Origin of the sequence: Acinetobacter sp. RRD8 (genome assembly GCF_031844225.1) — a bacterium.
Lineage (GTDB): Bacteria > Pseudomonadota > Gammaproteobacteria > Pseudomonadales > Moraxellaceae > Acinetobacter.
On the sequence record NZ_JAUZUU010000020.1, the window covers coordinates 13,831 to 35,155 of the forward strand.

Here is a 21,325-nt window from a genome sequence, read left to right on the forward strand (position 1 = left end):
AATTGAATAACTTCGTGCATGTACCAAATATTGAAACCTCGATTGCTCACTTACAAAGTGTTCTTGAAAAGCATCAAAATCTTCTATTTTCAAATGATACCGAGCGTTATTTATCGGAACTCAAAAGTTTAAGGAAAAATTATTACATCAATGTTGAAGCTACACAAAAAGAAGGTCGTAATTTAAAAATTGCGGTCGTTGGGCAAATGAAGGCTGGCAAGTCATCATTTTTAAATGCTTTATTATTTCCTATTGATGTATTACCTAAAGCCGCTACTCCGATGACAGCGGCATTGACTAAATTAGGTTATGCTGAACAACCTTATGCAGAAATTGAGTTTTATAGTGTTGGTGATTGGAAAGGCATAGAACAATCAGCGGACGCATATCAAACACAATATGAAAAAATCGAACAAGAGTTAAATACTGAACAGCAAGAACAGGCACCGAAGGGCTTATTTGGGCACATGCGTAAATTAAACTCATCCGCAAAACCTACAGTTCAAACTTCCTCCATAATCATCGAAAGCAAAATTAGTCCTGAGTTACGCTCTAGTCATGAACTGGTTCAGATGGCCAAAAATTTAAATCTTCGCGATTATTTAGGTACTAAAAAACGTATCCATGCTGAAAGTTTAGAGGATTTGGCTGAGCAGCTTAAAAATTATGTAGGTAGCCAGGGGGAATATACGGCTATCACAAAAATGTTTTCTATATACATTAATGATCAACGTTTGCAAGGAATTGAAGTCTACGATACGCCTGGTTTTAATGATCCTGTGATTTCTCGTGGGCAACAAACACGGGAATTCTTAGGTCAATGTGATGTTGTTTTTTTATTGTCCATTATTAATCAATTCCTGACGGTTGCTGATTTAAAGTTACTACGAGAACAATTAACTTCCGCTGGTATTGATAATAAGGCAGTTTATTTGATTGGTTCACAGCGTGACTTAGTGTTTCGTATGGATCGGGATATTTTGGTCAAAGCACAGTTAGTGGCACAAAAATATCCTATTGAGGTGCGTTCACAAGCAACGATTGCTGCAATGATGCAATTGCTTGATTTAAAAGTTCAGCAAATGGCAGAGACACAAATTTCTCAACATTTGAATAATCCTGATTTAGATCCTGCCTCAAAATCTTTACTAAATGTCATCAATCAAACTAAGCCAGAGTTAATCTCTGCATTATCATGGCGTATTGCAGAAGGGTTGCCAAAACTGAATGATGAGTTACAAGAACAGTATGATGCGCTATGTCATGATACTCAGTTTGTATTTGAAGCAAATCAGCTGAGAGAATTTTCTAACTTACAAAAGCTTCATGGATTGCTTAAACAACAAAAGCTAAGAAAAAATGAATTATTGCAGGCTAAATTAGAAAATTTAGAAAACGCACTTGTTCAAAGGGTGAAAGCGATTCGATTAGAATTAGGTAAACAAATTGAACAAAAGATAAGATTGTTAGAAAAAAATAGTATTGAAAGCTTATTAAAACAGAAACAAGCGACTGAATATCATCTTCAACGTGGTAAGTCTAAAATTGATTTGGTGATTCATGATGAATCCTTAAAGATCAAGACTAAACTCAATGTGCTTATTCAACAATTAAAGGTCGAGCAATACCAATTTTTGAATATTGAGACTTTGGAAGAGAAAAGAGTTGAGTTTGAAAAGTTTGAAAAAGAAGGATTTTGGGCTGAACTTGCTCGAGAGTTTGGCTTAGGTGGGTATGGACATCGCGAAAAAATCATCGTCACTCCCTATGCTCGAGTTCAAGATAGTATTGAACAGTTGGAGTTATTTGCACAAAATTCAATTTCTGCATTACAAATGAAATTAACAGAAATTGTTGATATATCGACAATACGTAAGCAAGTAACGCTAGCAGCCATCAATTTATTTGACACCAGTGATCCTGATTTTGATCTGGATTTTTTCAAAGTTCAGGTCAGCGAATGTCTTTCTCAATTTACACCACCTACACTAGATGTTGATACAGATGAAATTACAGATCGTTTGGTATCTAATTTTGGTTTAGGTCATGTGACAAATGAACAAATCCATTCGCTCAAAAAAGCGCATAAAAATTCCGTTCTGCAGCTTTCTGAACATATTATGCAGTTAGCTGAGGGGACACAGCAGGATATTCAGGAGTATTTTGACGATCTTCAACAAGTCTTGGTGGATCGTATTATTAATGAAATTCAACAAAATCTTGAAAGTATGATGCTGGATATTAAGGAAAAGGAAAGCAATTTACGGGATTTAGATTTATTTAAGAAACAATTATCTGTACTAGCTTAGATTTGATTCTGAAAGCTACTTAATTTTTGTGTATAAAATTCATTGTAGCGATTGATTTGAGTTTATCCGATCCTCTTTTATTTGGTAGCAATAGGAGATGATCGGAAACTTTAATTTTGCTTCATCGTAATCCGATTTTCCTTAATTTTCCTGTTGAAACCCTGATCTACCATGATCAAAAAACTTACTATCATGCATAGTAGGCAAGTATGTCTCATTCAGATGTATTTATTGAATTGATTTGATAAATGATTTTGAATGCAATTATTGCATCTGGAATTAGTGATCAAGAACAGATCGGTCTAATTAAATACCCAATGCAACCTGATATGGTTTAAATCCCACTAATACAGCTTTAGGAACCAATTTAATCAAAGCCTCATTTTTCCCGAAAGCCATCCATAGAGATGGCTCCGTAAATTTGAACAACTCCTATAAGTGATATTTTGCTCCCCAAATGATGTTATAAACATCGATATATGGAGTATTTTATGGCACGTAGACCAAGAAGAAATCATTCAAATGATTTTAAAGCTAAGGTAGCACTTGCTGCGATTAAAGCAGAAAAAACACTTGTTGAATTGAGTGCTGAATTTGATGTTCATCAAAACCAAATTATCGACTGGAAAAATCAATTGCTTTCAGCTTCCTCGCAAGCCTTCGATCAATCAAAAGCTCCAGCAGAACCGCCCATTGATCTAAAAAAACTACATGCAAAAATCGGTGAGCAGGCATTAGAAATTGATTTTTTTAGAAGGTGTGTTGAAGAAACTGGGCCGCTTCAACCACAAAAGTTAATCGATGACTCACTTCAGATTTCAGTATCTAAGCAAGCTAAGCTACTGAAGGTCTCCCGTGGTTGTTATTACTATCGCCCAAAACCTGTGAGTGCATCAGATCTGAAGCTGATGCGCTGTATTGATGAATTACATATGCAATACCCTTTTGCAGGTAGCCGTATGATGCGTGATTTATTGAACCGTCAAGGACATCATATAGGACGACGTCATACACGTACTTTAATGAAGAAAATGGGCATTAATGCGCTATATCGTAAACCCAATCTAAGTCAGGCCAATCAAGCTCATCGTAAATATCCATATCTGCTCAAAGGATTGAATATTCAACGGAGTAATCAAGTGTGGGCAACGGATATAACGTATATCCCTATGGCAAAAGGCTTTGTCTACTTATGTGCTGTGATTGATTGGCACAGCCGTAAGGTGCTTGCCCATGGCGTATCGATTAGTATGGAGGTTGCATTTTGTATAGAAACATTAAATGAAGCTATTGAAAAATATGGCACTGTTGCAAATAGGGATCTGAGTCAATGATTTTCCCTTCAAAAAAGCTTAGAGACCGAAAACTCTATTTACTAGCCAAACTTCTCCTAGAATATTACCGTTATAAAATAATGAAGCTTGTCCTTTGCGTAGAGCACGCATAACCTCAATTCCTTTAATTGTGGCATAAGCCGTTTTCATAGACTTGAATCCCAACGTAGCCTTGATGATCCGTTTGAGCTTGCCATGATCACATTCAATCACGTTATTCTTGTATTTAATCTGTCGATGGTCCAGGTCTTCAGGACACTTTCCTTCCTGTTTTAGTCGCGACAAAGCACGGCCATAGGTATGAGCCTTATCAGTGTTTATGACTCGTGGAATCTGCCATTTTTTGACATGATTCAAAATCTTACCAAGAAAACAATAAGCTGAATGGGTATTTCGTCTAGCAGAAAGATAGAAATCAAGAGTATGGCCACGTTGGTCAACTGCACGGTATAGATATGCCCATTTGCCATTCACTTTTACGTAAGTTTCATCCAGATGCCATAAATGTCGATCTGTAGGATTACGCCAATACCAACGTAAACGTTTTTCCATTTCTGGAGCATAACGCTGAACCCAGCGATAAATTGTGGTGTGATCAACATTCACTCCACGTTCAGCGAGCATTTCCTGAAGTTCACGATAGCTGATGCCATATTTACAATACCAACGAACAGCCCAAAGAATGATTTCACCTTGAAAGTGCCGACCGTGGAAGGGATTCATCTGCTGTATCTCGAAATAAATAAGATATTTAGCTTATCATGTCAGCCTATTTGCAACAGTGCCCTAAAAGGTGTCTACAAAATCGGTGGCTATTCATAAAAAGACACCTAAAAAGGTGTCTAAAAGATTAATAAGTTTTACTCCAATTAAATATTGTATTTTCAGCTACTCTAATTTACAGGCTCTACATTTTTACTTTGATACTTAGTTAGGCTATTCATTTCATTCAAAAATTGGCAATTAGTTCTTTACTAGGCCTAATAATGCTATCTTTAAAGTATCTGAGGCTATTTTATTGTAGGCATTGCAAATTCCGAGGTTGAATTGAGTTGGGTTATCATATTCATCCTTGAGTTCATAAACAGCACCTGCATCATAATTACCTTCATATAATTTACCATTTTTAAGAATAACCGCTTTACCGCGATAGCCTTCGCCATGATAAAAATTATATTGTTGAGACTCCGGAATATATGCAACCTGATAGCTAGCCCATGTTTCTACTATCGGATTGTTATCAGATGCTTTTTGTTCTGCTATCCATTCAGCGATAGTCTTATTTGTAAAGTCATCAAACTCGCTAAAACTTATATTTGGTTGGTTGTATTGCTGAGTCAAATATTGATGGCAAACGGAATCTTTTGGAAATGAGCCAGAGATATTTTTAATTTGATTAGAAAGGTTTAACCAATTTTTATCATTTTTGAGAGATTCTCCAGGATTCTTTAACAGTTCAGTAGTGACATAAGCAGAATTTAGGGGGCTATTATTTAATGAAATATTTTTAAAGGTAAGAGTAGACTTAAATTCAGGAGTTTCACTATCAAAAGTTGTAATAATTTTTCCATTTGAATTTGAAACCAGATATTGAGGATGTTGGCTATTGGCTGAGTAATAGATTTTATTTTTAGTCAGCACATATTCTTTACGAAATTGCCAAGCTGGATCATATTGGATGTTTTGTTGATACAATGTCTGTGTATTTTCATTAATTTTATTATTTAAAGTAGTCTTGTAATTTTCTATAAGAGAAAAAATATGGTCCTTCAACCCAACATCTACTGCTTTGATTTTATATTCAGCAATAGGAAACTCTAAAGTATGAACAGTTGTGTTCGATGGTGAACCATCTAAAGGTAAAGTAGGTGGTGTAGAAGTAGCATTATTGCTGTCATTATTTTGATTTACTTTAGAACTTGAACCTCCACATGCTGTTAGTAAAAGTGCCGAGCTAATCAGGAAGGTTAATTTTTTAATCATCATTTGTTTAAAAACTCAAATTATTTAAAGTACTTAATGCTTCGGTTTCTTTAGTAATTTGGAACATTATTTTATATTCACAAGAATCCCAAATACATAAGCTACTTCAGCAGTGTCATTTTCAATCAAGCTCATCTTATTTTTTAATAAGAAAAGAATCAATGTAGGTATTAGAAAATACATCAAAATATTCTCAAATGATCTCTATTTTTTGGAAAAACTGTTATTCCCCAATTAAAATGTCTATGCGATAAACCATTTAAAATGTCCTGTTTTTAACTACAAGAGTCAAGCACAGGATTTAAATTTCTTTGTTCAATAACAACTTTCTGAGCTTTACGACTTGGCATACTTTTCTTGGCACGGGAACGTTTATTCTGTTTTTCCAATGCTTCATGCTGTTGCTGGATATGTGCCAGGACTGAACCTAATCTTTTATTCTCAACCACTTCATTCTGCTGCAGTCCAGCCAGTTTATTGAAGATGCTGTAGTTGAGCTTTCGTCCCTCATGCATGAGGGCCACAGTGCCATCCGGATACTCCAGAAATGAAATGTATTGCCCAACAAGCTTATGATTCAGCTCTGTCGGTTCAAGCAGATAAATATATTTGTCATACGTCAGGGTCAGATTCTTGGTAACCTTACGCGGTTCCTGCCAGGTAAAAATATCATCTAGTTCAACATCAGACTCTGTTAAAGGGCGATGCAAGTTCTTGGAATTTCTCGCACACTTGGCAAACTTCTGGTTGAACTGCTCAATAAAGCAGGGTAGCCAGGCATTGGCTTTGGCAATTGAACTGATGCCTTCCAGACGCATCTCCTTGATCAACCGGTCTTGAAGGGTTCTATTCGCGCGTTCTACGCGACCTTTGGCCTGTGGTGAGTTGGCAAAGATAATATCTATCTTCAACTCATTCAGAATCCGGCCAAATTGCGTGATTTTGCTGTCCTGGCTCGATTTCTGGTTCACTCGGAAAACCGAATGTTTATCGCTATAAAAGGCCAACGGCTTACCGTATTGTTCAATGTAGGCTCGGGTTGAAAGCATATAGTCGAAGGTCGTTTCCGCCTCACAGAAGCGCAGATGCAACAGCTTTCCAGTGGCATCATCGATATAAACCAGCAAGCAGCACTTAGCAGCGCGTCCTTCGAACCAGTCATGATATGAGCCATCAATCTGGATTAGCTCACCGAAGCAATCCCGGTTATAACGTGTGAACCGTACCGGGTTTGTCGGAGACTTTTTATTGAAGTTAGGCCACCTGACCTAACGGGTTAATCTTATCATAGTACATTGCTTCAAAATCAAAAGGCGATACATAACCCAGTGCACCGTGTACACGCTTTTTGTTGAACCAATCTACCCAATTTAATGTCGCAAGTTGTACATCTGCTAAACCTTGCCAATCTGCTTTTAAATATTCAATCACCTCTGTTTTGTATAAGCCATTCACCGTTTCAGCCAAAGCAATATCATATGAATCACCAGTCGTACCGACTGATGCTCGTAAATTTGCTGCCTCTAAACGATGACATTGTTGTCAAAATGCAGGGTATGGGTGGCTCCCCTCAGGGGCATAATTTGCTGAAGCCTAAGTTACTACTAAAAAATTAAAAAATCTTAAAAAATAGGAGCTTATAGCTCCCATTTTTTGTTAGCTTTCTAAGTCCCTATGTTAATTTGAAGAATACTTCATCATAACGTCCGAATACAGCTATATTTTTTTGATTTCTACAATATCACTTGATTCAATTAGCGATTGGATATTACCAAATAAACTTTGAATATAATCAGACGCTATATGGATATCTAAATCCTCCCTGCTACGCCATTCTTCTAAGAAGAAATATCTACTCGAGTCATTTTCGCTAATATAAAGCTCATATTTCAAGCATCCTTCTTCTTGAAGCGTAGGCTCTATTACACTTTGTAAAAGCGCTTCTAACCTCTCTTTTTGATCTGATTTTGCCTTAAAGTTCGCAATTACTGAAATAGTCATTATTTCACCTTTAATTTGTTTTAGAAGTTTTCTAGTACAATTTTGCCTTTTGACTTACCTGATTCAAGCAACTTATGCGCCTTCTCCAAGTTTGCAGCGTTAATTTTTCCTAGATTTTGGTTGAGAGTACTTCTAATTTTTTGCTGGTCAACTAATTGGGCAACCTGTTGCAATAGATTACCTTGCTTTTCAATATCATCGGTTTCATACATTGAACGAGTGAACATTAACTCCCAATGGATAGAAATAGATTTAGTCTTAAACGGCATAATATCAAATGTTTGTGGATCATCGATCAATCCAAGCTTGCCTTGTGGTGCAATCAGAGAAACTATTTGCTGGATATATGTTTCTGTATGATTTGTAGAGAATACGTATTTTGGTTTTGCAATGCCTAGTGTCTCGATTTGTGCATTTAAATCTTTGCTATGATCAATGACATGGTCGGCACCCAGTGATTCCACCCAAGATTTCGTTTCTTCGCGTGAAGCTGTTGCTATAACGGTCAGATTTGTTTTTGCTTTTAGGAGTTGGATAGCGATTGATCCTACACCGCCTGCACCACCAATAATCAGAATACTGCCAACATCTGTTTCTGAAATTTGAAACCGATCAAACAGCATTTCCCATGCCGTTATTGCAGTTAATGGCAATGCTGCTGCTTCTGCATTAGATACTGTAATGGGTTTAAGACTGATAATTCGTTCATCGACTGCTTGAAACTCAGCATTACTACCATCTCGGGTTAAATCGCCAGCATACCAAACAGAATCTCCTACTTTAAACGAGGTAACTTTTGAGCCAATTTCAATAATTTCACCAACGGCATCCCAACCTAAAATACGATTATTTGCTTCAGACGAATTTTTTCTCACTTTGGTATCCACTGGATTCACAGAGATTGCCTGAACTTTTACCAGTACATCCCGCTCCTTAAGCGTAGGCTTCGCTTTTTCAATATCTACCAATGAATTTTTAAAATCATCATGGTTATTTATAACATACGATACGGCTTTCATAGATTTGTCCTTAACTTTAAAAATATAGTAAAAATGGGAGCGAGGTGCTCCCATTTTTTGTTATTCAATCATTAAAACTCTTGGCTCGTTGGGCGTAAAACAATTTCATTAATATCTACATCCGCAGGCTGTTCAATTGCATAAGCAATTGCACGAGCGACTGAGTCAGCTGGTATGGCTTGTTTGTAGAAATCCGTAACAAACTCTGAACTTTCTTTATGAGAAGAACCGAATTTTAGTTCTGACTCAACTGCACCAGGCTCAATAGTCGTCGTTCTAATTGTTGCGCCAACTTCATGACGAAGTCCTTCAGAGATGGCTCTTACAGCAAACTTAGTACCGCTATAAACAGTACCTCCTGGACTAAATACTTTTATCCCTGCAACAGATGCGAGATTAATAAAGTGTCCAAAGTTTTGTTTTTGGAAAACAGGTAGGGTAGCTGCTATACCATAAAGAACACCTTTAATATTAATGTCGATCATACGATCCCATTCATCAACTTTTAGCTCACTTAATGGTGCAATAGACATTAATCCAGCATTGTTTACCAATACATCGATTTGACCAAATGCGCTTAATGCCTTTTCAATAAGTGCTTGTACTTCATGTGGTTTGGTTATATCCATACCAATAAATTCAGCTTGACCACCTTCAGCACGAATGTCGTGAACAATAGCCTGTAATTTTTCAGTACGTCTAGCACCAAGTACAACCTTTGCACCTTTTTTAGCAAGTAAGCGAGCAGTAGCCTCACCTAAACCACTACTTGCACCAGTGATAACAATAACTTTATTTTCTATATTATTCATACAAGTAACCTTCAACTTATCTGTCAATCATATTTGATGGATTAAGTATTACAGCCTTGTTAGGTATAATAAATGAATAATATTATCTTTCAGAATTCCTATTTACGGAATAATTACCAGAACACAGGATTGGACATGCAGAACAAATTGGAAATGATGCGTATCTTTTGTGTCGCAGCAGAGTCTCGAAATTTTAAAGAGGCAGCAACTCAGCTGGGTATTTCCCCGCAGCTAGTGACACGGGCAATAAAAGAGCTAGAAGAGCAGCGCGGAGAGATTCTGTTCTACAGGAGTACTCGACAAATTAAAATTACCGCTGATGGTGAGCGTCTGGCAAAGCAAGCACGTTTTGCGGTGGGATCGATCGATGCTTTGTTTGTAAAAGACACCAAGGAAAAACGAGATGAAATGCGAGGGACTGTCCGTCTTACTGTGTCGTCTGTGTTAGGGCGCAAATTGGTAGTACCCGCACTAGCAGAATTTGCCACACGTTATCCAGATATTGTCGTGGATTGTGTGCTAACAGATTCACACTCGGATGTGATCGATGAGCGGATAGATATCGGGATCAGATTTGGATTTTTGCCGGACAATCGATATGTGGCAAGGGAATTGGCTAAAGTGAACTTTTATTCTGTGGGTACGCCAGAGTTAATTGATAAGGTTGGAATGCCTAAAAAAATTATTGATCTTGATAAATACCCTCTAACAGCACTAGTCGATCATAAAACAGGGCGTTACTGGCCATGGACATTCACCGAAAGTCGAAGCTTTACGCCATCAAATCCCCGTTTTATTACAGATGATCTTGAAGCTGAATTTCAAGCTATTCTCGCTGGAGTCGGATTCGGACACATGCCTGGATTTCTAGTTTTGCCGTGGCTTAGGAGTGGTAAGCTCATTCAGATACTTCATGAGGAAACCTCTCCCGTTTGGCGCCTGTATTTATATCGTCCACAGCGGGGCCCGACACCTTTGCGAATCCGAGCATTGTTTGATTACTTAGCGGAAGTGCTGGGCCGTATAGAAACCTGAATCAGATAAGACCATCACGTATCTAGAGTAACTACAATTTTTCCTATTTGCTGATTTGATTCAAGATAGCGCTGAGCGTCATGCATGTCCTCAAAGTTAAAGCAACGGTCGATCACTGGACGAAGATATCCTGCACCTATACTGCTAAGAATAAATCGTCTGGCTTGCTCCCTTAGAACAGGGTCATGCAGAACCTCAAGGAACAAAAAACCTCGCATGGTTAAGCTCTTGCGTAATGCAACTTTAAGCGGAAATGGTGTGATCTCAGGGCTAAGTGTACCATGCATAACCATCGTTCCTCCTACAGACATCGCTTTTGCAATCTGTTCAATATGAGGCCCTCCTACAGCATCGAAGGCGACATCAAGATGTTCTCCACCTAAACGTAATACAAGCGCCTCATACAAATCTGGTTCATCTTCAGTGGCTATAACATTTTTAACACCGAGATCCACTAAACGTTGCTTTTTCTCTATCGTCTGTGTACTTGCAATGACCTTAGCTCCCGCTGCTTCAGCTATCTGTATCGCAGCTAGTCCTACGCTACTTGAAGCTGCTGTGATCAAGATCGTTTTTCCTTTCGAAACTCCACCAGCATGGATTACACCACCCCAAGCCGTCAAATACTGCATCCAGATTGAAGAAGCTTCTTCCCAGCTTAAACTATCGGGTTTGTGAACTAAAAAAGTTTCTGGAATCAGGAGCTTGTCCGCATATGTCCCATATTTGGCTAGATTGTCAGTCGGAAGAATCGATACTGCATCTCCTGGAGAAAATTGGCGTACACCTTCACCTATCGCAAGAACTATGCCTGCTCCCTCATATCCCAGACGAGAAGGAAATACTGCCTTTTGAATATAAGTACCACGCCGAAACATTACATCAGCCCGGTTGAGTCCGATCGTTTTCATCTGGATTAGAACTTCTCCTGCGGCTGGTAAAGCCACAGGAAGTGTTTCTAATGTCAGAACGTCTGTATCTCCAATACTATTGAAGCGCCAAGTCTTGGCCTGAAGTGCGTTAAATGACATCAATCACGACCTTAATATTGGCAGAGCGATCTTGAACAGCATCATGAGCCTCAATCGCTTGGTCTAGAGTAAAATGACGAGGATCAACAATAGGACGCAGTTTACCTTCCTCAACAAGACGAGTCGCGATCTTAAGGATATCACCATGATGAGCACGGCGATTGCCTGTTAACATCGGCATTAGGACGAATACGCCAGACAGTGTGGCACACCGTAGAGATGAACTCGCTAAATTATGATTACCAAATGCAGCACAGCTGGTAATGTGGCCATAGTGAGTTGTCATGGAAAGTGAAGCTTCGAGTACTGGACCACCCACAGTGTCGTAAACAATGTTAAAACCTTGACCCTCAGGGCTTGCAGCAATAATGTCATCGGAAGATGCTGTTGTGTAATCGAGAGGTGTTGCACCGAGTTCTGAAATCAGTGATTGATCAGCTGTACGACCAGTCGCCCAAACATTTGCATCAAGTGCTTTTGCAAGCTGAACCACCATATAACCAACGCCACCAGCACCACCCTGAACCAGTACAGTTTGCCCTGGTTGGACCTTCGCATTATCCACTAAACCTTCCCAAGCGGTGAGGAACGTCAATGGTAGTACTGCTGCCTCGCGCATAGAGATATTCCGTGGCTTTAATGCGATCAGATCGGCATCTGCTACAACATATTCTGCTAAAGATCCTTGAAGACCACGAACGCCACCTATCAGACCGTAAACTTCATCTCCGACGTTGAAGTGAGTGACACCTTCACCAATAGCAGTTACAACCCCAGCCATATCTGTTCCCAACACGGCAGGAAGCTCTGGCATAGCATATGGTGCTTCACCAATACGAATTTTATAATCAATAGGGTTCACACCACTAGCATGAATACGTACTACAACTTGCCCAGCCTCTGGTTGAGGTATAGGGAGTTCTACACGTTTAAATTCATGATCACCAAAATTTTCTAGGATAAGAGCATTCATCATCTTATTCATAATTGTTGCTTATTTTTAACTAGGGGATGATATGCACAGTACCAAATTAAAATAATCCAATAAATGATATTTATAGGATTTAATAATTCCTAAATAATGAATAATAAATATCATTCGCTCACTAAAAATATTCTAGTACAGTCTGTAAAGGCAATTTAATCTAAACTGTCGGTAGTATTTTCAAGGCTTGAAACGTTCAAAATATCTACAAAGTGGCTAAAATTTGAAACATAATTCTAAAAGGTCACAGCATTACAAAGAACATGAGCCAAAATAAAAAATGGGAGCTAAAAGCCCCATTTTTTTGTGACTTTCGCATAAGCTCTATGATGTTAATTTAAAAAAAACTAAAAACAGGGATAGAAAATTTTCGCTAAAGATCTTTTTGATTTTCGATTTATAAAAAATATTGCTTTTTTTATACTATGGGGTACTATAGTATAAATGCTAGCAAATAAGGAGGTCTGATGCCTAATCAGGTTGACGACAAAAAAAAGATTCTTCTACGCGTCAGAAAGATCAAAGGTCAGACGCAAGCGATTGAAAAAGCGTTAGAAGATAATGTGGAATGTGGTGCAATTCTGCAACAAATATGCTCTGTGCGTGGTGCTATTAATGGTTTAATGAATGAAATGTTGGAGGTTCATTTAAAGGACACTTTAGTATCAGGTGAAACCACAGAACAACAACGAAAAGAAGAACTGGCTGAAATCGCCAAGATTCTAAAATCATATTTAAAATAGATATGTATAAGGAGTTATTCCATGAAGTCACGTGCTGCTGTTGCGTTTGGTCCTGGTCAACCTCTTCAAATTGTTGAGGTTGATGTTGCACCACCGAAGAAAGGTGAAGTATTAATCAAGATCTCCCATACCGGTGTGTGTCATACAGATGCATTTACTTTGTCTGGCGATGATCCTGAAGGTGTTTTTCCGGCTATTCTCGGGCATGAAGGTGCTGGTGTTGTAGTTGAGGTTGGTGAAGGCGTGACTAGCGTCAAACCAGGTGATCATGTAATTCCACTTTACACTGCTGAATGTGGCGAGTGCGTATTCTGTAAATCTGGAAAATCGAACTTGTGTATTTCCGTTCGCGAAACTCAAGGTAGAGGCGTAATGCCAGATGGTACCACTCGTTTTTCCTACAATGGTCAACCGATTTACCACTATATGGGCTGCTCAACGTTCAGTGAATACACTGTAGTGGCAGAAGTATCATTGGCTAAAATCAATCCTGAAGCCAATCACGAACATGTCTGCTTACTGGGTTGTGGTGTAACAACAGGTATCGGTGCAGTACACAACACGGCTAAAGTACAAGAAGGTGATAGTGTTGCGGTCTTTGGTTTAGGTGGTATTGGTTTGGCAGTCGTACAAGCCGCACGTCAAGCTAAAGCAGGACGTATTATTGTGGTTGACATGAATCCAGATAAATTTGCGCTGGCAAAAGAGTTTGGTGCAACGGACTTCTTGAACCCTAAAGATTACGATAAACCAATCCAGCAAGTCATTGTCGAAATGACTGGCTGGGGTGTAGATCATTCATTTGAGTGTATTGGTAACGTGAATGTGATGCGTGCAGCCCTTGAAAGTGCACACCGTGGCTGGGGACAATCCGTAATTATTGGTGTAGCTGGCGCAGGTCAAGAAATCTCTACTCGTCCATTCCAACTGGTTACTGGTCGTAAATGGCTAGGTTCTGCCTTTGGTGGGGTAAAAGGTCGTACGCAACTTCCAGGAATGGTTGAAGATGCCATGAAAGGTAAAATTCAATTAGAACCATTTGTGACACACACCATGGGCTTGGATCAGATCAATGAAGCCTTTGATCTAATGCATGAAGGTAAGTCAATTCGTACTGTAATTCATTACGAATAATTCCGTCAGACCTTATACTTTTCCATGCATGTGAATCATGATTGACATGCATGGAATCCTCTAAAACGGCACATCATCTGTAAAACAGATCTATCTATGTATCCATCATGTATAGGTTCAACAAACCTGCCTACATTTTAAATCTTTATCAGTATTCTCTGTGGAGAATGTCAAACTCTTTGTTTACTCGATTTCTCATGAAGTCTTGCTCAACATAGGTAATTGATTATGGAAATAATTGAGAAACATGCTTCTTTTGGTGGATCGCAAGAAGTGTATCGCCATCAGTCAACAGCATTAAACTGTTCAATGAAATTCTCAATATATCTGCCACCTCATGACAAAGATGAGCGGTTGCCAGTTTTATATTGGTTATCAGGACTGACTTGCAACGAACAGAACTTTATTACTAAAGCCGGAGCACAAAAGTATGCGGCTGAACATAAAGTCATTATTGTTGCACCAGATACCAGCCCACGTGGAGAGGATGTACCAGATCATGCAGATTATGATTTAGGCCAAGGCGCAGGATTCTATGTGAATGCAACACAAGCACCCTGGTCACAGCATTTCAAAATGTATGATTATATTGTGGAAGAGCTCAGAAATCTGATTGACCTGAATTTTCCGACCAACCAAGTCCAAAGCATTATGTGGCATAGCATGGGTGGTCATGGTGCATTAGTAATTGGTTTAAAAAACCCTGAGCTGTATAAAAGTATTTCTGCTTTTGCACCAATTGTTGCACCTAGCCAAGTACCTTGGGGGAAAAAGGCTTTTACACACTACCTAGGTGAAACCGAAACTTTATGGAAAAGCTATGATGCGATTGAATTAATCAAAAACGATGAAGTTCATTTACCTATTTTAGTCGATCAGGGAACAGCTGATGATTTTCTTGAAGAACAGTTAAGACCTAAGCTTCTTAGTGATATTTGTTTGGAACAAGAATATCCTCTTACACTTAACCTAAGAGAAGGGTATGACCATAGCTATTACTTCATTGCGAGCTTTATAGAGAAACATATAGAGTTTCACAGCAAATTCCTAGCTAAATAACTTTCATAGATATGAAGATGTGCATGTTGTTCTTGAATGCTTCTTGAGCAATATAACTTCCAGATGAAGAGGTCAGCTTATAAATCTAAGGTAGAGTCAATTGATCCTTATATAACTAAGATTGAATTTAATCATCTCATATCTTGATTTTTTGATTCAAATGTTAATGATATTAACTTGAATAAATTCATAGCATTATGTCGAAATAAAAACCTAAATTTTGGCTCAGCTATGGGATGTTTTTTAACTTTTATACAACAAAACTTTCTGACATGCATACATTAGCAATGACAGAATCAGTTTGAATTCTAATCAATTGTGGAGTTTTAGTCATGCTTAAAACAGCTTTATATGTCCGTCTTGAAGCTAAACCGGGTAAAGAAGACGAAGTGGAAGCTTTCCTTAAAGCCGGTTTACCTATTGTAATGGAAGAACCTGCGACAGTTGCGTGGTTTGGCTTACGTCTTGGACCTACAACATTTGGTATTTTTGATGCATTTCCTGATGAGGCGGGTCGCCAAGCACATTTATCTGGCAAGGTTGCAGCTGCGTTGATGGCTCAGGCCGAAGAGCTATTTTCAGAGCCACCGTCTATTGAAAAAGTAGATGTTTTGGCGAGTAAACTACCAGCTTAAACCGACGCTTAAATGTATAAATGTACTGCCTGAAATTTTGAATGAAAGGCAGCACTTCAACCCTGTGAGGTTTGTCAGAGGCTTTTTATTCAAGTTGGGCTACTTTATTTAATGGCTTAATCTCATCATTTACATGGGTCAATATCCAAAACAGGGTAAATAAACGAATGCAGCTATGTACATGCTTTATATTGAACCAATCTATCTAATTTACTGAACCGTACCGGGTTTGTTGGAGACCAACTTTCCTGAGATGAGAAGCATTGCTTCGCACGACGTAGCGAAGCGTAGTGTTCCGATGAAAAAAGTAAAATATACCCCTGAAATCAGAGATAGAGCGGTTCAATTATTGATTGACTACCAAGACGGTATCTCAGGTGAGTGACTTTACGTATATTCAAACAAATTCAGGCTGGGTCTATACCGCCTTTATTATTGATGTGTTTTCACGAGCAATTGTTGGATGGAAAGTATCAACACGTATGAATACAGATATGGTGCTTGATGCATTAGAACAAGCTTTGCATGATCGAGGTATGCCAAAGAATGTAATTCATCATTCCCATAGAGGTGTTCAATACCTTTCCATTCGCTATACCAATCGTTTAGAAGCAGCAAATTTACGAGCATCAATCGGTACAACGGGGACTCATACGATAATGCTTTGGCTGAAACAGTGAATGGCTTATACAAAACAGAGATGATTGAATATTTAAAAGCAGATTGGCAAAGTTTAGCAGATGTACAACTTGCGACATTAAATTGGGTAGATTGGTTTAATAAAAAGCATGTACACAGTGCACTGGGTTATGTATCGCCTTTTGAGTTTGAAGCAATGTACTATGATAAGATTAACCCGTTAGGTCAGGTGGCCTAACTTAAATAAAAAAATCTCCGATAAATCCGGTACGGTTCAAAATGCGATTTATGGCTTTTTTGTGTAAAAAAAAGTAATATCTGTTTTATTGTTAAATTATAACAATTAGTATAAATACACCTATGATTTACAGATGAAAAAGGTAGTTAAATGAAATATTTTTTAAGTTTAACTTTGTTAGTTTTAGCAATGACTGGGTGTACTTCGAGTCCAAAGACTGAAACTTTACAAGATAAGGCTACAAGCAATACTTCAGCTGATACGCAGGTCCTTAAATTTTCTGGTCCGAATGGTTTATTAATTTTTCTGAAATCATCGGATAACTTTGAAACTGCTTTAATGACTGATAACTCAGGCGTGGTATATCGTTTAAAGCAAACAGTTGCTGGTAGTGGTATTCGTTTAGCTAATAATAATGGAGTTTCAATTCACTTTAAACGTGGTGAAGGGGTTGTTGAATTTGTAAAAGACCAGCCAATCAGCATTACTGAAGTAAAATAATAAGGTTTAAACTTTAAGAGAACCCCACACCATAATCTGTATACCGAAAGTTGGACACTATTCCTTGAAATGTGGTCAAACATGATCAAGGACTAATTCGCACTCTGTTAATGGGTGAATTCAAACATGAGGTGCGACAGTTTCAAAAGCCTTATGATAATCTGTGTGATTCATAGACATCACTTCAATATAATGGGTGTCTATGAACAGAGAAATTCAACAATGAATAGCCACCGATTTTGTAGACACCTTTTAGTTAGATAAAATGGCTAATTAACGAGGTGCTTATGAGCAGTAAACGATACCCTGAAGAATTCAAAATTGAAGCAGTAAAACAAGTCACTGAGAAAGGTCATAGTGTGGCTGAAGTTGCTACACGTTTAGGAACCACTACACATAGTCTGTATGCTTGGATCAAACGTTATGATCCACAGCAGCCCAAGACAACAGAATCTAGTGATCCAACTACAGAATTAGCGAAATTAAAAAAAGAGCTGCAAAGGGTCACTGAAGAAAGGGACATATTAAAAAAGGCCGCGGTGTACTTCGCAAGCCAGTCCAAATGAGGTACGCCTTTATTCGGGACAACCAACATATATGGTCTGTTCGTCGTTTATGTTCAACGTTAGATGTTCATCACAGTGGTTATTACGCCTGGTTAAAGAAACCTACCAGTATAACTGCGAGGAAGCGGCAACAGCTTTCAGGATTAATTAAACAGTTCTGGTTGGAATCTGGCGGAGTCTACGGTTATCGCAAGATTCATTGTGATTTGAAAGACGTTGGCGAAAGTTGCGGTATCAATCGAGTACATCGACTCATGAAGGCGAATGGTCTCAAGTCACAGCGTGGCTATCGCAAACCTAGAGCTAATGTTAGTACTCCATCGATTGTGGCTCGAAATACTTTAGACAGACAGTTTAACCCCACCCAGCCCAACCAGTTGTGGGTGACTGACATCACTTATATTCGCACTCATGAAGGATGGCTGTATCTTGCAGTAGTAATCGACCTATTCTCACGGCTAGTCGTTGGCTGGTCTATGAAGTCGAGAATCACAACAGATCTGGTTTTAGATGCTCTACTGATGGCTTTGTGGCGAAGAAGCCCAAAGAACAAAGTCCTGATTCATTCTGATCAAGGTAGCCAATACACCAGTCATGAATGGCAGACATTTCTCAAGCATCACAACCTTGAAAGCAGTATGAGCCGGCGTGGAAACTGCCATGATAATGCTGTTGCTGAGAGCTTCTTTCAGCTGTTAAAGCGAGAGAGGATCAAGAAGAAAATCTATGTGACAAGAACTGAAGCAAGGTCGGATATCTTTGAATATATAGAGATGTTCTATAACTCAAAACGCAGACATGGTTCCAATGGTCAGCGTTCTCCATTAGATTATGAAAAGGCCCATCAAAAGATGGTTATGTGTGTCTAGAATTTTGGTGGCTATTCACTATATCATTTTTATTAATATAAAAACATATATGTAAAAATCACGCCCCGTTTAACTGGCAATAGTTTTTGAACCCTGGTATAAAAGCTTAAAAAAATCTAGCAAGTCTTTATTTAATGTTAATACTCATCCAGTATTGAGGTTTTTTATCTTTTCTTGCCTGTGATCTAGGTTGTAATACTCTAATTTCATACTCACCTGAAGCAGGTAAAATATAAATACCCTTATCATCAAGCTCTGGAGAATATTCTCCAAGATTGATGGAGTCTTTTAATTGATTACCCCATAAGTAAGCTTCAACATTTCCTCCAGTCAACTTCACTTTTAACTTTTGCCCTTTTTTAGCATAAAATTTGTAGGAATCATACTTGTATCCATCTATCCTTCCGTAATAATTTGCAGGGTGAGCTTTTTTAGCAAACTTAACTACAATAGTCTTTCGTATATCATTGTTATCATTTGCAAGTACGACAGGGCTAACTATAGTTAAAGTTAGGGCTATCAAAGCGCCAGCTAGTAATTTCGTATTCGCTATTTCCATAATAAGGTTACCCTAATTCTTGTATCGCTCCTGACATAATAACATAACTAATAAGTAACCATGAATGATGGAGCAGAAATGTGAATAGTCATAACATGGGGTTGCACTTCAAATGCCAATTTAAGACTTGCAAAATCAATGGTTAATTAATTGGTTACTAGGGAATAACCAATCTAAATATAAATTTTATTTAACAATTACTTATAAAAATATGTGATGCGTATGATACGCATCATATGAATATCGCTTAAATTTGCTATAATTGAATTGAGCAGTGCCATTTGTGGTTAGGTTAAAAATTCATGAGTCTTACTGAAATTAAGGTACGTCAAGCTAAACCAAAGGAAAAAATCTATTTTCTGGCAGATGATGACGGCTTAAGTTTGAAGGTAGAACCAAACGGACGTAAATCTTGGAGTTACCGCTATTCACTTGCAGGGACAAATAAACGTCCTCGCATGAAGTTGGGTGAATATCCTGTAATGTCCTTGAAAGAGGCCAGATCAGTCCGGGATGAATATAAATTTAATAATTATGAAAATAAACCACTGCATAAAAAATACATCAAAACTTTTCAGGATATTTGTGAAGAGTGGTTAGAATTTAAAATTAAAAATTCCTTTGAAGATGAACCACGATGCGGTGTAATTCAGCTCGCAAAAAAATGTTTAGATCAGGATGTTTATCCAAATATTGGACTAATGCCATTTATTGAAATTAAAAGATATGATCTAGTTAAGATTATTAAAAATATAGAATCTAGAAATGTAAAAGAACCTGTAAAGAAAGCCTATAGTTATTTAAATCAGATTTATGATTATGCGGTAGCGATGGGGTATTGTGAATATAATATTGCACATGGACTTCATAAAATATTAGTCAACAATAAGATTAAGAAAAACTATCCTCATTTGAATTCAGATGAACTATCTAATTTCTTAGCTAAATTAAATCAGATTAATACAGATCCTATTATTAAAAAAGCCCTGTTATTTAAACTATATACAGGCGTCCGTGGTGGAGAATTATTGCTTTGTGAACCACATCACTTCGATCTAGATAAAAAAATATGGAAAATACCAGCCTTACATATTAAACAATATAGAAGAAAGGTTATTTTAGGTCATGATATCCCTGATTTTTTTGTTCCACTATCTGATCAAGCACTTGAAGTTGTGAAATCAGCACTCGTTTGGTCTCATAGCGAAAAATATGTATTTTCTAGCCCGCGAAATAATAATAAACCTATTCATTTTAATACCCTGAACTTGATTATCAGAAAAATGGGATATACTAAAAATGAATTAACTTCTCATGGGTTACGATCGACATTTAGTACCATATTAAATGAATCCGGTTTATTTCAATCAAATTGGATTGAAGCACAGCTATCTCATACTGATAAAAATAAAACCCGTGCAAGTTATAATCATGCAGAATATTTTAATCAGCGTATGGAAATGATGCAATGGTGGGGCGATTTTATTGATAGTTGTACTGTAAATTAATGGTTATGAAATCCAAGTTTTAATTAGAATAAGCTTTGTTGCACAAACCTATTCACCGCCATAAATCATTATCTAAAATTGCATCTCGTGGTAAAAGCTCAATGGACCGGTTCTATGGCTATAAATTACATGTTGTGATGAATCAACTTAGAGAAATAGTCTGTTCACAATGATGATTTCTCTTAACTCGTAAAGTTTATGACGGTGTTGAACGTGTTCAATTGAATCTTAAGCAAGGTAAATGGACAGAAGAGAACTTCATTAAGCCGTATCAGAATATTCTTGAAGAATAGGCATTTCATTTCACATTAGAGCGAGAATCTCATGAGAAAGTTGCCTGATTGAATGTAGTGAATAGATTCATT

Annotated in this window: 17 protein-coding genes and 6 pseudogenes; 13 read left to right on the forward strand and 10 right to left on the reverse strand. The window is 37.8% G+C overall.

From position 1 onward, the window contains the following. The first annotated feature begins 2 nt into the window (after positions 1–2). Together Q9R24_RS13210 and Q9R24_RS13220 are read left to right on the forward strand one after the other, a co-directional pair. Positions 3–2,309, forward strand: coding sequence for a dynamin family protein (locus Q9R24_RS13210; RefSeq protein WP_311204678.1), 2,307 nt, complete (start codon positions 3–5; stop codon positions 2,307–2,309). A 479-nt stretch (positions 2,310–2,788) separates the two neighbouring features. Then, positions 2,789–3,613 (forward strand): annotated as a pseudogene (locus tag Q9R24_RS13220) (IS3 family transposase); the annotation flags it as partial. A gap of 48 nt (positions 3,614–3,661) precedes the next feature. Here the strand turns inward: Q9R24_RS13220 and Q9R24_RS13225 are convergent. From Q9R24_RS13225 to Q9R24_RS13255, 7 genes and pseudogenes are all read right to left on the reverse strand, one after another. Then, positions 3,662–4,366: an IS6-like element IS1007 family transposase gene (locus Q9R24_RS13225; RefSeq protein ID WP_001067793.1), complete on the reverse strand. Its 705-nt coding sequence runs from the start codon at positions 4,364–4,366 to the stop codon at positions 3,662–3,664. 240 nt (positions 4,367–4,606) lie between these two features. Next, positions 4,607–5,629: a hypothetical protein gene (locus Q9R24_RS13230; protein WP_180087568.1), complete on the reverse strand. Its 1,023-nt coding sequence runs from the start codon at positions 5,627–5,629 to the stop codon at positions 4,607–4,609. Positions 5,630–5,901: 272 nt separating this feature from the next. Beyond that, positions 5,902–6,849 (reverse strand): annotated as a pseudogene (locus Q9R24_RS13235) (ISNCY family transposase); the annotation flags it as partial. A gap of 31 nt (positions 6,850–6,880) precedes the next feature. Further along, positions 6,881–7,159: pseudogene (locus tag Q9R24_RS13240) on the reverse strand (integrase core domain-containing protein); the annotation flags it as partial. A 183-nt stretch (positions 7,160–7,342) separates the two neighbouring features. After that, positions 7,343–7,627: a putative quinol monooxygenase gene (locus Q9R24_RS13245; protein WP_005206902.1), complete on the reverse strand. Its 285-nt coding sequence runs from the start codon at positions 7,625–7,627 to the stop codon at positions 7,343–7,345. A 20-nt stretch (positions 7,628–7,647) separates the two neighbouring features. Continuing rightward, entirely contained in the window at positions 7,648–8,646 is a 999-nt protein-coding gene (locus tag Q9R24_RS13250) for a zinc-binding alcohol dehydrogenase family protein (RefSeq protein WP_311204677.1), read from the reverse strand. A 71-nt stretch (positions 8,647–8,717) separates the two neighbouring features. Then, entirely contained in the window at positions 8,718–9,458 is a 741-nt protein-coding gene (locus tag Q9R24_RS13255; protein ID WP_311204676.1) for an SDR family oxidoreductase, read from the reverse strand. Between the two features lie 135 nt (positions 9,459–9,593). Here Q9R24_RS13255 and Q9R24_RS13260 point away from each other — a divergent pair, with 135 nt between their 5' ends. Beyond that, positions 9,594–10,493 carry a LysR family transcriptional regulator gene (locus Q9R24_RS13260; protein ID WP_025467887.1) on the forward strand — a complete coding sequence of 300 codons (900 nt, stop codon included), beginning with the start codon at positions 9,594–9,596 and terminating at the stop codon, positions 10,491–10,493. Between the two features lie 14 nt (positions 10,494–10,507). Here Q9R24_RS13260 and Q9R24_RS13265 read toward each other — a convergent pair whose 3' ends face one another. Both Q9R24_RS13265 and Q9R24_RS13270 read right to left on the reverse strand, forming a co-directional pair. Continuing rightward, positions 10,508–11,524 (reverse strand): zinc-dependent alcohol dehydrogenase family protein, encoded by a 1,017-nt coding sequence (locus Q9R24_RS13265; RefSeq protein ID WP_311204675.1) that lies wholly within the window; start codon positions 11,522–11,524, stop codon positions 10,508–10,510. After that, positions 11,514–12,509 (reverse strand): zinc-dependent alcohol dehydrogenase family protein, encoded by a 996-nt coding sequence (locus tag Q9R24_RS13270; RefSeq protein ID WP_311204674.1) that lies wholly within the window; start codon positions 12,507–12,509, stop codon positions 11,514–11,516. Before Q9R24_RS13270 ends, Q9R24_RS13265 begins: the two co-directional genes overlap by 11 nt. 467 nt (positions 12,510–12,976) lie before the next feature. Here Q9R24_RS13270 and Q9R24_RS13275 point away from each other — a divergent pair, with 467 nt between their 5' ends. The 7 genes and pseudogenes from Q9R24_RS13275 to Q9R24_RS13305 all read left to right on the forward strand — a co-directional run bounded on the left by Q9R24_RS13275 (position 12,977) and on the right by Q9R24_RS13305 (position 18,893). After that, a complete protein-coding gene (locus tag Q9R24_RS13275) occupies positions 12,977–13,252 on the forward strand; it encodes a metal/formaldehyde-sensitive transcriptional repressor (RefSeq protein WP_005105873.1) in 276 nt (91 codons plus the stop codon). Between the two features lie 21 nt (positions 13,253–13,273). After that, on the forward strand, positions 13,274–14,386 hold the full coding sequence (locus Q9R24_RS13280) for an S-(hydroxymethyl)glutathione dehydrogenase/class III alcohol dehydrogenase (protein ID WP_000842149.1): 1,113 nt from the start codon (positions 13,274–13,276) through the stop codon (positions 14,384–14,386). Positions 14,387–14,614: 228 nt separating this feature from the next. Next, positions 14,615–15,445: an S-formylglutathione hydrolase gene (fghA, locus tag Q9R24_RS13285; RefSeq protein ID WP_311204673.1), complete on the forward strand. Its 831-nt coding sequence runs from the start codon at positions 14,615–14,617 to the stop codon at positions 15,443–15,445. A gap of 332 nt (positions 15,446–15,777) precedes the next feature. After that, positions 15,778–16,080 carry a putative quinol monooxygenase gene (locus tag Q9R24_RS13290; protein ID WP_000920558.1) on the forward strand — a complete coding sequence of 101 codons (303 nt, stop codon included), beginning with the start codon at positions 15,778–15,780 and terminating at the stop codon, positions 16,078–16,080. Positions 16,081–16,457: 377 nt separating this feature from the next. Further along, a pseudogene (locus Q9R24_RS13295) lies at positions 16,458–16,957 on the forward strand (IS3 family transposase); the annotation flags it as partial. A gap of 150 nt (positions 16,958–17,107) precedes the next feature. Beyond that, positions 17,108–17,458, forward strand: coding sequence for a hypothetical protein (locus Q9R24_RS13300; RefSeq protein WP_184413766.1), 351 nt, complete (start codon positions 17,108–17,110; stop codon positions 17,456–17,458). A 287-nt stretch (positions 17,459–17,745) separates the two neighbouring features. Then, a protein-coding gene (locus Q9R24_RS13305; RefSeq protein ID WP_100358110.1) for an IS3 family transposase occupies positions 17,746–18,893 on the forward strand; the annotation gives its coding sequence in 2 pieces (ribosomal slippage) (positions 17,746–17,992 and positions 17,992–18,893; 1,149 coding nt in all). 127 nt (positions 18,894–19,020) lie between these two features. Here the strand turns inward: Q9R24_RS13305 and Q9R24_RS13310 are convergent. Next, positions 19,021–19,452 carry a PPC domain-containing protein gene (locus Q9R24_RS13310; protein ID WP_253102531.1) on the reverse strand — a complete coding sequence of 144 codons (432 nt, stop codon included), beginning with the start codon at positions 19,450–19,452 and terminating at the stop codon, positions 19,021–19,023. A 302-nt stretch (positions 19,453–19,754) separates the two neighbouring features. Between Q9R24_RS13310 and Q9R24_RS13315 the strand changes: the two genes are divergently transcribed. The 3 genes and pseudogenes from Q9R24_RS13315 to Q9R24_RS13325 form a co-directional block, all read left to right on the forward strand. Continuing rightward, complete coding sequence (locus Q9R24_RS13315; protein WP_311204672.1) at positions 19,755–20,960, forward strand: integrase arm-type DNA-binding domain-containing protein; 1,206 nt, start codon at positions 19,755–19,757, stop codon at positions 20,958–20,960. A 50-nt stretch (positions 20,961–21,010) separates the two neighbouring features. After that, a pseudogene (locus Q9R24_RS13320) lies at positions 21,011–21,127 on the forward strand (transposase); the annotation flags it as partial. A 9-nt stretch (positions 21,128–21,136) separates the two neighbouring features. Next, a pseudogene (locus Q9R24_RS13325) lies at positions 21,137–21,253 on the forward strand (putative oxygenase MesX); the annotation flags it as partial. Positions 21,254–21,325 lie beyond the last annotated feature (72 nt).

What these genes read in the sequence shown, in the direction of transcription:
- Q9R24_RS13280 (WP_000842149.1), top strand. Translation starts at nt 13,274, where the DNA reads ATGAAGTCACGTGCTGCTGTTGCGTTTGGTCCTGGTCAACCTCTTCAA.
- Q9R24_RS13230 (WP_180087568.1), bottom strand. Translation starts at nt 5,629, where the DNA reads ATGATGATTAAAAAATTAACCTTCCTGATTAGCTCGGCACTTTTACTA.
- Q9R24_RS13265 (WP_311204675.1), bottom strand. Translation starts at nt 11,524, where the DNA reads ATGTCATTTAACGCACTTCAGGCCAAGACTTGGCGCTTCAATAGTATT.
- Q9R24_RS13315 (WP_311204672.1), top strand. Translation starts at nt 19,755, where the DNA reads ATGAGTCTTACTGAAATTAAGGTACGTCAAGCTAAACCAAAGGAAAAA.
- Q9R24_RS13245 (WP_005206902.1), bottom strand. Translation starts at nt 7,627, where the DNA reads ATGACTATTTCAGTAATTGCGAACTTTAAGGCAAAATCAGATCAAAAA.
- Q9R24_RS13310 (WP_253102531.1), bottom strand. Translation starts at nt 19,452, where the DNA reads ATGGAAATAGCGAATACGAAATTACTAGCTGGCGCTTTGATAGCCCTA.
- Q9R24_RS13275 (WP_005105873.1), top strand. Translation starts at nt 12,977, where the DNA reads ATGCCTAATCAGGTTGACGACAAAAAAAAGATTCTTCTACGCGTCAGA.
- Q9R24_RS13260 (WP_025467887.1), top strand. Translation starts at nt 9,594, where the DNA reads ATGCAGAACAAATTGGAAATGATGCGTATCTTTTGTGTCGCAGCAGAG.
- Q9R24_RS13255 (WP_311204676.1), bottom strand. Translation starts at nt 9,458, where the DNA reads ATGAATAATATAGAAAATAAAGTTATTGTTATCACTGGTGCAAGTAGT.
- fghA (WP_311204673.1), top strand. Translation starts at nt 14,615, where the DNA reads ATGGAAATAATTGAGAAACATGCTTCTTTTGGTGGATCGCAAGAAGTG.
- Q9R24_RS13290 (WP_000920558.1), top strand. Translation starts at nt 15,778, where the DNA reads ATGCTTAAAACAGCTTTATATGTCCGTCTTGAAGCTAAACCGGGTAAA.
- Q9R24_RS13270 (WP_311204674.1), bottom strand. Translation starts at nt 12,509, where the DNA reads ATGAATAAGATGATGAATGCTCTTATCCTAGAAAATTTTGGTGATCAT.
- Q9R24_RS13225 (WP_001067793.1), bottom strand. Translation starts at nt 4,366, where the DNA reads ATGAATCCCTTCCACGGTCGGCACTTTCAAGGTGAAATCATTCTTTGG.
- Q9R24_RS13250 (WP_311204677.1), bottom strand. Translation starts at nt 8,646, where the DNA reads ATGAAAGCCGTATCGTATGTTATAAATAACCATGATGATTTTAAAAAT.
- Q9R24_RS13300 (WP_184413766.1), top strand. Translation starts at nt 17,108, where the DNA reads ATGAAATATTTTTTAAGTTTAACTTTGTTAGTTTTAGCAATGACTGGG.